This window comes from Geodermatophilus sp. SMS 5-13 (assembly GCF_059428245.1).
Map to the genome: position 1 here is coordinate 3,919,827 of NZ_CP165729.1, position 12,053 is coordinate 3,931,879.

Sequence of the window (12,053 nt, forward strand, 5' to 3'; positions counted from 1 at the left end):
AGCCGACGGCTCCCTCCCCCCGCCGCGTCATGCGTCGTCGCCAGGGGTTTAGCCGCCCCTACCGGCGTGCATGGTCCGAGGATGCCTGGATCCGGGAACGACCGGCCGCTGCCGGTCGGCTTCCGTGACCGGAACGGCGAGCGCCCGGTCGCGGAGAGTGTCGGCGAGGCCCTGCTCGGCTCGCTGCTGGACCGGTCGCACCTGCTGCCACCGCGGCTGGTCGGGCCACTGGTCGCGCAGGAGGTCGCCGCGGCCGGCGGCTCGGAGGTCAGCATCCACCTGCAGGACTACGACCAGGTCCACCTGCAGCCGCTGGGTGGCCGCGGGCTCGTCGGCGAGCGAGCACCCATCGACTCCACCCCCGAAGGCCGCGCCTTCCGCACCGACGAGACCGTCGAGGTCGCGCTGCCCGGCGGCGGCGTGCGCCTGCACCTGCCGATGCTCGACGGCTCCGACCGCGTCGGCGTCCTGTCCTTCACGCTGCCCCGCGTCGGCCAAGGCGACCGCACGCTGGCGCAGCGACTCGCCGGGCTGGTCGCCGACCTCGTCGCGACCAAGAACCACTACACCGACACGTTCGCGCGGACCCGCGCGATCCGGCCGCTCGATCTGGCCGCCCAGCTGCAGCGGTCCACCCTCCCACCGCTGGCCATGACCACGCCGGACGTCGACCTGGCCGGCGTCCTGGAACCCGCCTACGAGGTCGGCGGCGACTCCTTCGACTACGCGATGGACGAGCACGTGCTGCACGTCGCCGTCTTCGACGCCATGGGACACGGCCTCGACGCCGCCACCATGGCCACGGTCGTGGTCGCGGCCTACCGCCACGGGCGGTGGGCGGACTCCGCCCTCGTCGACCTGTACGCCGAGATGGACCGGACCGTCGCCCGCACCTTCCCGGGCCGGTTCGCGACCGCGCAGATCGGCCGGCTCGACACCGCGCGCGGCGAGCTCAGCTGGGTCAACGCCGGCCACCCGCCTCCGCTGCTGGTCCGCGACAGCACCGTCGTCGGCGAGCTGACCGGCCAGGTGACCCGGCCGCTGGGTCTCGGCGACGGCCCGGCGAGCGAGCAGTCGGCCCGGCTCGAGCCCGGCGACCGCGTCCTGTTCTTCACCGACGGCGTCGTCGAGGAGCGGGTGGACGGCGAGCAGTTCGGCGAGGCGCGGCTGGGACAGCTGCTCGAGGAGACCACCGCCGAGGGCCTCGCCGCCACGGAGTCCGTGCGCCGGCTCTCCCACGCGCTCATGGCCGCGCGGCGAGGGCGCACCAGCGACGACGCCACGGTCCTGCTCGTGGAGTGGAAGCAGCCGCCCCGCGACGACGAGCTCGCCTGACGGGGCGGCTGCGGCCGATCAGTCCGGGATGAGCGCCGTCAGGTCGCGCACGTAGACGCCGGTGCCGTGACCGAAGCCCGAGACGACCGGCGGCAGCCGGTCACCCACGGTGGCGACGGCGCGGTCGAGCAGGCTGCGCAGCCGCGGCACGCGGACCCGCTCGCCGGACACGGTCAGCACGAGGACGGCGGCGACCAGCGCGAGGACCGACACCGAGCCGACGGCGACCGGCAGGCCGGCGGACTCCGCGAGCAGCCCGATCACCGGCGGGCCGCCGAGCAGCCCCGTGTACCCGACCGTCGTGGCCAGGGCGATGCCGCTCGCGCCGCCGAGCAGCCCGGCGCGGGCGATCGCCAGCGGGAAGACGTTGGCCAGGCCCAGGCCCACGAGCACGAACCCGGCCAGCGCGACGGCCAGGGACGACGTGGTCACCGCCGCGAGCGCCCCGCCCGCGGCCAGCACGGCACCGCCGACCAGCAGCCGCCGCTCCCCCATCGCCTGCAGCAGCCGGCCGCCTGCCAGCCGGCCCGCGGCCATCGCGACGGAGAAGCCGGCGTACCCCGCGGCGGCCACGGTGGCCGGCGCGGCGAGCTCCTCGCGCAGCAGGAGGGCGCCCCAGTCGGTGAGCGCCCCCTCGCCGAAGGCCGTGCACCCGGCGATGGCGCCCAGCACCACGAGGACCGCGGTCGGCCGCCGCCTCGCGACGCCGGCGTCCCGGGACGCGCCGTGCGACGTCGCACGCCGCCGGGCGCCCAGGAGCGTGGGCAGCGCCCACGCGCTGACGAACAGGCCGGCCGCGGCGACCAGCGCGAGGTGGGCCGGCACGCCGAGCACCGCCGAGACCGCGCCGCCGAGCAGCGCGCCGCCGAGCCCGCCGAGGCTGAAGCCGGCGTGCAGGCCGGAGAGGATCGGCCGGCCGAGCCGGGTCTCGACCGCGACGCCGACCGCGTTGGCGGCGACGTTGACCATGCCGGTGGCGGCGCCGAACACGAACAGCGCGACGCACAGGCCGGGCACGGAGGTCACCAGACCGGGGAGGACGGCGCCGGCGGAGACGGCGACCGCGGCCAGGGCGGCCACCCGCCCCGCGCCGAACCGGGCGCACCACGCCCCGGTGCCGCGCATGCAGACCAGCGCGCCCAGCGACAGGCACAGCAGGGCGACGCCCAGCGTGCGGTGGTCGGCACCGACCCGCGCGGCGACGTCGGGCACGCGGGCGGCCCAGCTGCCGAACACGGCGCCGTCGAGCACGAACAGCGCGGTGACCGCGGTCCGCAGCCGGCCCGGGGAGGGCTCCGGGGCGCGGGCCGCCGTCGAGCGGGCGAGGCCCGCGACGGGGGCGCGGGCGCGGGAGAGCAGGGAAGGAGTCGTCATGGGGAGTCTCTCGGGAAGGCGAGGGGGCAGGGCAGAGCACACGACCTCGGGCACCCGCGGTCTCCACCGTGCCCCAGGACCTGTTTCGGTTCACGCGACTTCCCCGTGAACTTCCCGTGAGACGAACCACCGCCATGTCACAGGAGCCGTTCCCTCTCCCACCGGGAACGGCTCCTGTGGTCGCGGTCTCAGGCCGGCGTCCAGCCCGGGTCGCGGCCGGCGAGCCCGAGCGCGCGCTCGAACGCGGGGGCGTCCGCGGGCACCGGCACCTCGGCTCCGAACCAGCCGCCGTCGCGGCCCATCGCGGCGATCCCCTCGACGGCGGTGAGCGTGCTGCGGCCCAGGTCGTCGGGGACGGCGTAGTGCGCCCCCGCGGCCCGGGCGACGTCCCAGCCGTGCACGGTGAACTCGGCCAGCATCATCGGCGCGACCACCGCGGCGGGCATCGGCGTCGTCCCCATGACCGTCTCCCCCTCCCGGGCGCCCGGGGCGGCCCAGGCGTCGGCGGCGGCCCGTAGTTCGCGCGCGATCGCCGGCGCCCACCGCTCCGGCGGCAGGCCGGCGAGGAACGGCGGCGGCTCCGCGTCGCTCCAGTCGCGGTCGAGCGGGGTGCGCGTCGCGGCGTACCGGGACAGCAGCGCGCCCCAGGCGAGGTGGTCGACGAGAGCGCGCAGGTCGTGGTCCCGGCAGGGGGTGGGCGCCGTCCAGCGGTCCGGGCGGACGGCGGCGACGGCGGACGCGGCCAGCTCCGCGGCCACCCGCACCTGCTGGGCATCGGCATGCAGGGTCGTGTTCGTCATGCCCCCAGCTCACCCGGGCGGTGTCCGGGGGTCTTGAAGATTCGCGACAGAATGCCGCGGTGACCTCGATCCCGCCGACCGGCAACTGGCGCGGGATCGTGCACCCCCGCGCCACGGCGTCGGTGTTCGACGTCGCGCAGCACCCGCCCTCGCCCTCGCCGGCGCCGTTCGTCGCGTACCACTGGACGGTCGAGTGGGCGCTGCCCGCCGGGCACCGGCACGTGCAGCGGATCCTGCCCAACCCGTCGGTGCACCTGTCCTTCGAGCCCGACCGCGCGCGCGTCACCGGGCCGCTGCGCCGGTCGGCCGACGGCTACGAGCTCACCGGCCGCGGCCGGGTCGTCGGCGTCCGTTTCCGTCCCGGCGGCGCACGGCCGTGGCTGGCCGGGCCGGTGTCCGCGCTGACCGACACCGAGGTGCCCGTGTCGGCGATGGTGGACGTCGACGCCGCCGCCGTCCGGGCCGGCGTCGCGGACGCGCCCGACGCCTTGGCGGCCACGGCCCTCGTCGACGCCGTCCTGGCGCCGCTCGCGCCCCCGCCCGATCCCGCGGTCGACCGCGCCGACGAGCTGGTGCGGCTGGTGGACGCCGAGCCCGGCATCCGCCGGGTCGAGGACCTCGCCGTCCGGCTGGCCACCACCCCGCGGACGCTGCAGCGGTTCTGCGCGGAGTGGATCGGGGTGGGGCCCAAGGAGCTCGTCCGCTGGGCGCGGCTGCACGAGGCCGCGGGGCGCGCCGCCGCCGGCCCGGTGGACTGGGCGGCGCTGGCCGCCGAGCTCGGCTACGCCGACCAGGCGCACCTCGTGCGCGACTTCACCCGCGTCGTCGGGGAGCCGCCGGCCCGCTACGCCCGCACCGAGGCGGGCCGGCGCGTGGTCACGGCGCGCTGAACCGGTCCGGGCGGACGTCGGTGTAGGTGCGGATCGGCACCTCGAGGGTGACCGGGCCGGCGTCGCGGAACTCGAAGGTGACCGGGACGCTGAAGCCGCTGCGCAGGATCTCCTGCAGCCCGGACAGCTCCAGGTGCAGTCCGGACACCTCGCGCAGCACCGCGACGCCGCCGGCGGGCACCGGCACCTCCACGCGCGGCTCCGGCGCGGCGTCGCCGTCCCGGAGGACCACCTCCTCGGCGACGTCGGCGCTGACCCCGGCGAGCGCGTCCTCGGCCTCGCCGTCGTTCGCGATCGTCACCAGGAGCGCGGCGCTGTTCCCGGCGATGTGCACGCTGCCGCGCGTGCCGGGGGACGCGACGGAGACGCTGAGCAGCCGGAGCTGCCCCACCCGCCCGTCGACGCTGTCGAGCCCGATCCGGGACCGGGCGAGGTCCGGGGAGCCGGTCTGCCCGGCGCCGCAGCCGGCGAGCGCCAGCAGGGTGAGCAGGATCGTCGCGACGACTCGCATGCGGTTCATGCCGACTCCTCAGATGGCGATGAAGCCGGTCGACAGGCCGACGACGCCGGTGATCCCGCCGCCCACGATCACGACGCAGAGCGCGATCTCGGTGGGGGTGAACATCCGGCGGCCCCGCTCGCTGCGCGCCTTGACGTAGAGCAGGGTGGCCGGCGCGAGGATCACCGTCGCGAGCAGCAGGAACTTCAGGCCGGCGGCCTCGAAGAGGAACAGCGTGTAGACGGTGGCGATCCCCGCGAAGATCGCCTCCTTGCGGCGGGTTCTGCCGTCGACGTCCTCGTAGGACTCCCCCGTGAGGGCCAGCTTCAGCGCGTACGCGGCGGCGAGGAGGTACGGGATCAGCGCCAGGCTGGTGGAGAGGTCGAGCATGAAGTTCAGCGCGTCGGTCAGGACGAGGGTCGCCGCGAGGAGTCCCTGGATCGCCAAGGAGGTGACGACGAGGGCGGTGATCGGCGACTGCTTGTCGTTCTCCCTGCCGAGGAAGGCGGGGAAGTCCTCGTTGCGGGCCGGGATGTACATGACCTCCGCGGCCATCAGCGTCCAGGCGAGGTACGCGCCGAGGACGGACACGATGACGGCGACGCTGATGAACCAGCTGCCCCACTCGCCGACGACCGACTCGAACACGCCGATCATCGAGGGCTGGCGGGTGGCGGCGAGGTCCGGCTGGGCCAGCACCGAGTAGCTCGAGAGCGTCACCAGGGAGAAGATCGACAGCACGCTCAGGAAGCCCAGGACGGTCGCCCTGCCGACGTCCTCGCGGCGCTTGGCGTAGCGCGAGTAGACGCTGGCGCCCTCGATGCCGATGAACACGAACGTCGTGATGATCATGGTGTTGCGGACCTGCTCGTCGAGCGAGCCGAGGTCGCCGTACCCGGTGGCGATCCAGTTGTCGGCGAAGACGCCGGCATCGAACGCGAAGAACAGCACGACGATGAACGTGAGGATCGGCAGGATCTTGAAGACCGTGACGATCCGGTTGATGACGGCGGCGTCGCGGACCCCCCGCGCGATCAGGTAGTGGAACAACCAGACGCCGGCGGTGGACAGCGCCACCGCGAGCACCGTGTCGCCGTCGCCGAACGCCCCGAAGAACCCGCCGAGGGTCGCGGTGATGAACACCCAGTAGAAGGTGTTCCCGGCGACGGCACTGGCCCAGAAGCCGATCGCCGAGTTGAACCCCACGTAGTCGCCGAAGCCGGCCTTGGCGTAGATGAAGACGCCGGAATCCAGCTCGGGCTTGCGGATGGCGAGGTTCTGGAACACGAAGGCGAGCATCAGCATCCCCGTCCCCGCGATCGCCCAGGCGATCAGCGACCCGAGGATGCCGGTGGCCACGCCGAAGCGGGCCGGCAGCGAGAACACGCCCGCGCCGACCATGCTGCCGACGACCATGCCGGTCAGGGTGGGCAGGCTCATCTTCCCCGGCGTCGCGACCGGGGCGTCGGCAGCAGTCGTCTCGGCGACCCGAGGGGGAGGGATCGTGTCGACCATGGTCAGGTCACTCCCGTCCTGATGACGGCTCGAGCGCCGTCGGCTCGACCTTCTCGATCTTGAAACCGGTCACTCCGTACAGCACGCTCAGCGCGGGGCTCGCGTAGCAGAAGACGGCCCACGGCAGGTACAGGAGGGTCGAGACGCCGAGGGTGGCCCCCATGAACGCCCCGCACGAGTTCCAGGGCACCAACGGCGAGGTGACCGTGCCGCTGTCGGCGGTCAGCCGCGACAGGTTGGTGGGCGCCAGACCACGACGCGCGAACTCGACGCGGAAGACGCGCGCGGGCAGGACCAGGGCGATGTACTGGTCACCGGCGAAGACGTTCAGCCCGAAGGCGCACGCGAAGACGGTGGCGAACAGCCGCCCGGTGCTCTTCGCGGCCGCGATCATCGGGTCGACCAGCCGCCCGATCAGCCCGAACCGCTCCAGCAGGACGCCGAACGTGACCGCCCCGAAGATCAGCCACAGCGTGAACAGCATGCTCGCCATGCCGCCGCGGGAGACGAGCCGGTCGACCTCTGCGAGGCCGGTGTCGGCGGAGAAGCCGGTCGCCATCGCCTGCCAGGTCGCCTTGATCGACTCCACCACCACATTGCCCTGCCCGGCGACGAAGTCGGCGACGACCTGCGCCTGGGTGAACGCGGCCAGCACGCCCGCGAAGATCGCCGACCCGAGGAGCGCCAGCGACGCCGGCGCCTTGCGCACCGACAGGACGACGAGCAGCACCAGCGGCAGCAGGTTCACCGGGCTGATCCAGTAGAGCTGGTCCAGATCGGCCAGCTCCGTCGTGGTCGACACGGTGTCGTGCACGTCCGGGCCCGTGACCCAACCGAGGACGAAGAACACGACGAGCGCGATCCCGAAGGCGGGCACGGAGGTCCAGACCTGGCGCTTGATGTGTTCGCGCGGCTCGACCCCCACCATCTGGGCGGTGAGGATGGTCGTCTCCGACAGCGGCGAGGTCTTGTCGCCGAGGTAGGCCCCCGAGATGACGGCTCCGGCCGTGATGGCCACCGAGACGCCGAGCAGGCTGGCGATGCCGACCAGCCCCACGCCGATCGTCCCCGCGGTGGTCCACGAGCTGCCGATGCTCAGCGCGACGATCGCGCAGATGAGCGCCGCGGCTGCGTAGAACCACGACGGGGACAGCACCTGGATCCCGTAGTAGACGAGCGTCGGGATGGTGCCGGACAGGTTCCAGGTGCCGATCAGCGCGCCGACGGCGAGCAGGATGAACAACGCGCTCGTCACCGAGGCGATCGCCTCCTGCTCGGCGTGTCCCACCTCCTCCCAGCTGTGCCCGTTCTTGCGCACGATCAGCGCCGCGATGGCGGCGCACACCACCAGGGCCACCTGGATCGGCCCGTCCAGAGCGTCGAGCCCGAACAGCAGCAGCGAGCCCGCGATCAGGACCGTGAGGGCGACCAACGGCACCACGGCGTCGATCAGCGACGGCCGTCTCGCCGTCGGGATCCCAGGCTCTGCCATGGCTGTCGCCGATGCGCCGGCGCGCGTTCGGCTCAGAGGTCGACGGGGTCGCGGATGATCGGGCAGGTCATGCAGTGCCCGCCGCCCCGGCCGCGGCCCAGCTCCGCGCCGACGATCGTGATCACCTCGATGCCCGCCTTGCGCAGCACGGTGTTGGTGTGGGTGTTGCGGTCGTAGGCGAACACGACCCCGGGAGCGGCGGCGACGACGTTGTTGCCGCTGTCCCACTGCTGGCGCTCGTTGGCGTAGGCGTCCCCACCGGTCTCGAGCACCCGGAGTTCGGAGAGGCCGAGCGCCTCGGCGACCACGTCGGGGAAGGAGCGGTCGCCCTCGTCGGTGACCTCGACCGGCTCCTTGTCGCCCGGCCGCAGGGAGAAGGTGTGCAGGCCGTCGACGATGTCGCGGTAGGCGGTGGCGACGTCCCGGTCGGCGAAGGTGAACACGGTGTCCAGGTGCATCGCCGCGCGCAGCTTCGGCATGCCCGCGACGATCACCCTCGTGGCGGCCCCCCGCTCGAACAGCGCGGCCGCGACCTGGGTGATCGCCTGCCGCGAGGTCCGCTCGCTCATGCCGATGGCGACCGCGCCGTTGCCGATCGGCATCACGTCGCCGCCCTCGATCGTGGCCATGCCCCAGTCCCGCTCCGGGTCGCCCCACCACACCGTCGAGCCGGCGAAGTCCGGGTGGAAGGCGTAGATCGCCTTCATCAGCAGCGTCTCGTCGTGCCGGGCGGGCCAGTACAGCGGGTTGAGCGTGAGCCCGCCGTAGAGCCAGCAGGTGGTGTCGCGGGTGTAGAGGGTGTTGGGCAGCGGCGGCATGAGGTACTCGCGCACGCCGGTGGACTCCCGCGCCAGCGCGAGGTAGCCGGGCCGGAAGTCCTCGGGCAGGTCCACGGTGGCCAGCCCGCCGACGAGGAACTCGGCGAGCCGCCCGGTGTCGAGCCCTTCCAGGAACTCGCGAGTGGCGTCGACCAGGCCGAGGCCGACCTCGTTGGCGGTGATCTTGCGATCCAGCAGCCAGGTCTTCGCTCGCGGGATCGCCATCGTCTGCGCCAGCAGGTCGTGCAGTTCGACGACCTCCACGTCCCGGTCGCGCAGCTTGAGGACGAAGTCGGCATGGTCGCGGCGGGCGTTGTCCACCCACATCACGTCGTCGAAGAGCAGGTCGTCGCAGTTGCGGGGGGTCAGCCGGGAGTGGGCCAGACCCGGCGCGCAGACGAGCACCTTGCGCAGCACGCCGACCTCCGAGTGCACCCCGTAGGCGGCGGAGGTCACGGTCGGCGGGACGACGGTGGTCGTGCTCATGGCTGCTCCTCACGGAGCGGCGAGGGCACCGGAGCGGAGTCGGCGGGACCGACGTCCCCGACATCCACGCCGCAGAACCGGTCGACGGCGAGCGAGCAGTGAAACAGCGGCCCCGTCGGGCGGGCCTCATCCGCGACGGACGATCCGGCCTGGTGCCGGAACGGCCGCCACGGGCACGTCCGCGCTCCGTCAGAGGCTGCGCCAGGGGCCGCGGGTGGCGTTGCCCTGCGGCCGGGAGGAGAACACGTTCCCCTCCGTCGGCCCGACCTCCTCCCGGGCGACCGCGAACGTGCGCAGCAACGGCTCCACGAGGGCGTCGTACACGCCGGGGAGCAGGCGGAACCCGGCGATGATCAGCGGGTTGAGCGGCCCGGCGTGGACCAGGCGCCGCGGCCGGGCCACGGCACCGAGGATCCGCTTCGCCACCCGCTCCGGCGAGTACACCGGGATCGGCGGACGGCCGGTCCGGCCCATGTAGGTCGCGCCCTGGTGGTAGATCGGGGTGTTCACGCCGCCGCACCCGACGGCGGAGACGGAGATCCCGGGCACGTCGCGGACCTCCTGCTGCAGCACCCGGACGAGCCCCATCTGCCCCCACTTCGCGGCCACGTAGCTGCCCATGAGGGGGGTGGCGACCGACGCCAGCAGCGAGCTGACCACGACCAGCTGCCCGGCGCCCTGCCGGCGGAAGACCGGCAGCACCGTGCGGCCCACGTTCGCCGTGCCGTGCAGGGCCGTGTCCACGACACGGTCGAAGACGCTCGCCGGCACGTCCTCGACCCGGCCGTACGCCATCACCTGCGCGGAGTGCACCACGACATCGAGCCGGCCGAAGCGGGCGACGGCACCCTCGACGACCGCGCGGACGGCGTCCTCGTCGGTGACGTCGGCCGGGCAGACGACGGCGTCCGCGGCGCCGGCTGCCCGCGCCTCCCCGGCCGTCTCCTCGAGCGCGGCCCGACCGCGGGCGACCAGGACGACGGCGTCGCCGCGCTGGGCGAACCGGTGGGCGGCGGCCCGGCCGATGCCGCTGCTGGCGCCGGTGACGAGGACGGTCTTGGGCATGCGGCTGCTCCGCTCCACGGGAATGGGTTGTGCGCGATCTACCCGTCCTCCGCCGGTCCATGCGCCAGCCGGTCGAGCAGCCAGCCGGGGCCGGCGACCGGGGTGCCCGCGGGCAGCCGCGCGCGCAGGCCGCGGTCGGCGGTCACCACCACCGGCGGCTCGCCCGCGGCGGCGAGCTCGGCAGCGCACGCGGCGAGCGCGTCGTCCCCGCTGCCGGAGGCGCGCACGACGTCGACGCCGTCCGGCGCCGCCGCGGCCCGGGCCTGGCCCTCCACGACCGCGACGACGCGCGTGCACCGGAACTCGCCGCCGTCGGGCGAGGGGAGCGTCCGGCCGGGCAGCACGGCCAGGCGGCGCAGCAGCCGCTCGGCCGCGCCGGCCCGGTCCCGCCACCAGCCGTCCGGCCGAGACCCGACGACGTTGGCTGCGTCCACCAGCACGACGGTCACGGGTACAGGCCTACCCGCCGTCGCCCGATCGGGCGACACCGGGGCCCGTTTGCGCAGGTGGCACAGGGGAATCCACGACTACGCCCACCACCGAGGAGGCCTGTCATGGCGACGGACGACCGCGCACCGCTGGACCGCGACGGGTCCACCACGACGACGACCGAGGGCGCGCACGCCACCCGCGGCGCGGCCCGCGACGCGGTCGCCGCGCAACGTGCCCGCTTCGGCGGCATCAAGTGGGGAGCGGCCTTCTTCGGCTGGCTGTCGGCCAACGGTCTGGCGGTCGTGCTCATCGCGCTCCTCTCGGCCACCGGCGTCGCGATCGGGCTGACCCACGGCGTCGACCCCGCCGACGAGGCCGCCGCGCAGGCCGACACCCTCGGCCTCGCGGGCGGCATCGCGATCCTCGTCGTCCTGTTCCTGGCCTACCTCGCCGGCGGGTACGTGGCCGGCCGCATGGCCCGCTTCGACGGCGTCCGCCAGGGCATCGCGGTCTGGCTGATCGGGCTGGTGGTGGTGCTCCTGCTGGCCCTGGCCGGCGTCGCGCTCGGCGCCGAGTACAACGTGCTGCAGCAACTCAACCTGCCGCGCATCCCCGTCGACGAGGGCACCGCGACCACCGCCGGGATCATCACGCTCGTGGCGATCCTCGTGGCGACGCTCCTCGGCGCGATCGTCGGCGGCAAGCTCGGCGACCGCTACCACCGCAAGATCGACCGGGCCGGCTTCGCGGTCTGAGCGGCCCGCACCGTCGGTGGCCGCTCGTAAGCTGCGCGGCATGTGCCGGAACATCCGACCGCTGGCCAACTTCGAGCCGCCGGTGACGCCCGCGGAGATCGACGCGGCGGCCCTGCAGTACGTCCGCAAGATCAGCGGGACGACGCGGCCGTCCCAGGCCAACGCCGAGGCGTTCGACCGCGCCGTCGCGGAGGTCGCCGCGGCCTCCGCCCGCCTGCTCGGGTCGCTGGTGACGAGCGCGCCGCCCAAGGACCGCGAGGTCGAGGCGGCGAAGGCACGCGTGCGGGCCGCGGCGCGCTACGGCACGCCGGCCTGACCCGCGCTCAGGAGCCGCCCGGCTCGGGCGTCCGGAACGGGACGTCGTCCCGCGGGGTGTCGGGCGGATCGTCGGGCGGGTCGGCGTGGTCCCCCGCTGGACGATCGGGCTCCTCTCCCCCGACCCCGAACCCCTCGGCCGGCTCCGGCGCTCCCGCGCCCGGATCCGCCGCGGGGATGCCCTCGTCGGGTTGACCCATCTCCGGCTGCTGTGGCTGCGACATCGACATGCCCGGGCGTTACCCGCGTTTGGCCCGTGTTCCTGTGAGCAAAGTGA

The 12,053-nt window shown here is 74.2% G+C and carries 13 protein-coding genes; 4 read left to right on the forward strand and 9 right to left on the reverse strand.

The window, feature by feature from the left end:
- Positions 1-81 precede the first annotated feature (81 nt).
- A complete protein-coding gene (locus tag AB3388_RS18965; RefSeq protein ID WP_495406869.1) occupies positions 82-1,335 on the forward strand; it encodes a PP2C family protein-serine/threonine phosphatase in 1,254 nt (417 codons plus the stop codon).
- A gap of 18 nt (positions 1,336-1,353) precedes the next feature.
- Here the strand turns inward: AB3388_RS18965 and AB3388_RS18970 are convergent, their stop codons facing one another.
- Both AB3388_RS18970 and AB3388_RS18975 read right to left on the reverse strand, forming a co-directional pair.
- Positions 1,354-2,709 (reverse strand): MFS transporter, encoded by a 1,356-nt coding sequence (locus AB3388_RS18970; RefSeq protein WP_495406870.1) that lies wholly within the window; start codon positions 2,707-2,709, stop codon positions 1,354-1,356.
- A 188-nt stretch (positions 2,710-2,897) separates the two neighbouring features.
- Positions 2,898-3,509: a TIGR03086 family metal-binding protein gene (locus tag AB3388_RS18975; RefSeq protein ID WP_495406871.1), complete on the reverse strand. Its 612-nt coding sequence runs from the start codon at positions 3,507-3,509 to the stop codon at positions 2,898-2,900.
- 59 nt (positions 3,510-3,568) lie between these two features.
- On the opposite strand from AB3388_RS18975, the gene AB3388_RS18980 reads away from it, so the two are divergent.
- Positions 3,569-4,399, forward strand: coding sequence for a DUF6597 domain-containing transcriptional factor (locus tag AB3388_RS18980; protein ID WP_495406872.1), 831 nt, complete (start codon positions 3,569-3,571; stop codon positions 4,397-4,399).
- Here AB3388_RS18980 and AB3388_RS18985 read toward each other — a convergent pair.
- The 6 genes from AB3388_RS18985 to AB3388_RS19010 form a co-directional block, all read right to left on the reverse strand.
- The gene (locus AB3388_RS18985; RefSeq protein WP_495406873.1) at positions 4,386-4,919 is read right to left on the reverse strand and encodes a copper chaperone PCu(A)C; all 534 of its coding nucleotides are present in this window, start codon (positions 4,917-4,919) and stop codon (positions 4,386-4,388) included. The genes AB3388_RS18980 and AB3388_RS18985 overlap by 14 nt on opposite strands.
- A 9-nt stretch (positions 4,920-4,928) precedes the next feature.
- Positions 4,929-6,413, reverse strand: coding sequence for a basic amino acid/polyamine antiporter (locus AB3388_RS18990; RefSeq protein WP_495406874.1), 1,485 nt, complete (start codon positions 6,411-6,413; stop codon positions 4,929-4,931).
- Between the two features lie 7 nt (positions 6,414-6,420).
- Complete coding sequence (gene nhaC, locus AB3388_RS18995; RefSeq protein ID WP_495406875.1) at positions 6,421-7,905, reverse strand: Na+/H+ antiporter NhaC; 1,485 nt, start codon at positions 7,903-7,905, stop codon at positions 6,421-6,423.
- Between the two features lie 32 nt (positions 7,906-7,937).
- On the reverse strand, positions 7,938-9,209 hold the full coding sequence (locus tag AB3388_RS19000) for an arginine deiminase (protein ID WP_495406876.1): 1,272 nt from the start codon (positions 9,207-9,209) through the stop codon (positions 7,938-7,940).
- 189 nt (positions 9,210-9,398) lie between these two features.
- Positions 9,399-10,274 (reverse strand): SDR family NAD(P)-dependent oxidoreductase, encoded by an 876-nt coding sequence (locus AB3388_RS19005; protein WP_495406877.1) that lies wholly within the window; start codon positions 10,272-10,274, stop codon positions 9,399-9,401.
- A 38-nt stretch (positions 10,275-10,312) separates the two neighbouring features.
- Positions 10,313-10,723 (reverse strand): hypothetical protein, encoded by a 411-nt coding sequence (locus tag AB3388_RS19010; RefSeq protein ID WP_495406878.1) that lies wholly within the window; start codon positions 10,721-10,723, stop codon positions 10,313-10,315.
- Positions 10,724-10,828: 105 nt separating this feature from the next.
- On the opposite strand from AB3388_RS19010, the gene AB3388_RS19015 reads away from it, so the two are divergent.
- Complete coding sequence (locus AB3388_RS19015) at positions 10,829-11,461, forward strand: hypothetical protein (protein WP_495406879.1); 633 nt, start codon at positions 10,829-10,831, stop codon at positions 11,459-11,461.
- Positions 11,462-11,501: 40 nt separating this feature from the next.
- Positions 11,502-11,777 (forward strand): DUF2277 domain-containing protein, encoded by a 276-nt coding sequence (locus AB3388_RS19020; RefSeq protein ID WP_495406880.1) that lies wholly within the window; start codon positions 11,502-11,504, stop codon positions 11,775-11,777.
- Positions 11,778-11,784: 7 nt separating this feature from the next.
- Here the strand turns inward: AB3388_RS19020 and AB3388_RS19025 are convergent, their stop codons facing one another.
- Complete coding sequence (locus AB3388_RS19025; RefSeq protein ID WP_495406881.1) at positions 11,785-11,976, reverse strand: hypothetical protein; 192 nt, start codon at positions 11,974-11,976, stop codon at positions 11,785-11,787.
- Positions 11,977-12,053: the final 77 nt, after the last annotated feature.

Bases quoted from the DNA above. Each gene is read 5' to 3' on its own strand.
- AB3388_RS18985 (WP_495406873.1), bottom strand. From the start codon at position 4,919: ATGAACCGCATGCGAGTCGTCGCGACGATCCTGCTCACCCTGCTGGCG.
- AB3388_RS19020 (WP_495406880.1), top strand. From the start codon at position 11,502: ATGTGCCGGAACATCCGACCGCTGGCCAACTTCGAGCCGCCGGTGACG.
- AB3388_RS18975 (WP_495406871.1), bottom strand. From the start codon at position 3,509: ATGACGAACACGACCCTGCATGCCGATGCCCAGCAGGTGCGGGTGGCC.
- AB3388_RS18965 (WP_495406869.1), top strand. From the start codon at position 82: ATGCCTGGATCCGGGAACGACCGGCCGCTGCCGGTCGGCTTCCGTGAC.
- AB3388_RS19015 (WP_495406879.1), top strand. From the start codon at position 10,829: ATGGCGACGGACGACCGCGCACCGCTGGACCGCGACGGGTCCACCACG.
- AB3388_RS18970 (WP_495406870.1), bottom strand. From the start codon at position 2,709: ATGACGACTCCTTCCCTGCTCTCCCGCGCCCGCGCCCCCGTCGCGGGC.
- AB3388_RS18990 (WP_495406874.1), bottom strand. From the start codon at position 6,413: ATGGTCGACACGATCCCTCCCCCTCGGGTCGCCGAGACGACTGCTGCC.
- AB3388_RS19025 (WP_495406881.1), bottom strand. From the start codon at position 11,976: ATGGGTCAACCCGACGAGGGCATCCCCGCGGCGGATCCGGGCGCGGGA.
- AB3388_RS19000 (WP_495406876.1), bottom strand. From the start codon at position 9,209: ATGAGCACGACCACCGTCGTCCCGCCGACCGTGACCTCCGCCGCCTAC.
- AB3388_RS19005 (WP_495406877.1), bottom strand. From the start codon at position 10,274: ATGCCCAAGACCGTCCTCGTCACCGGCGCCAGCAGCGGCATCGGCCGG.
- nhaC (WP_495406875.1), bottom strand. From the start codon at position 7,905: ATGGCAGAGCCTGGGATCCCGACGGCGAGACGGCCGTCGCTGATCGAC.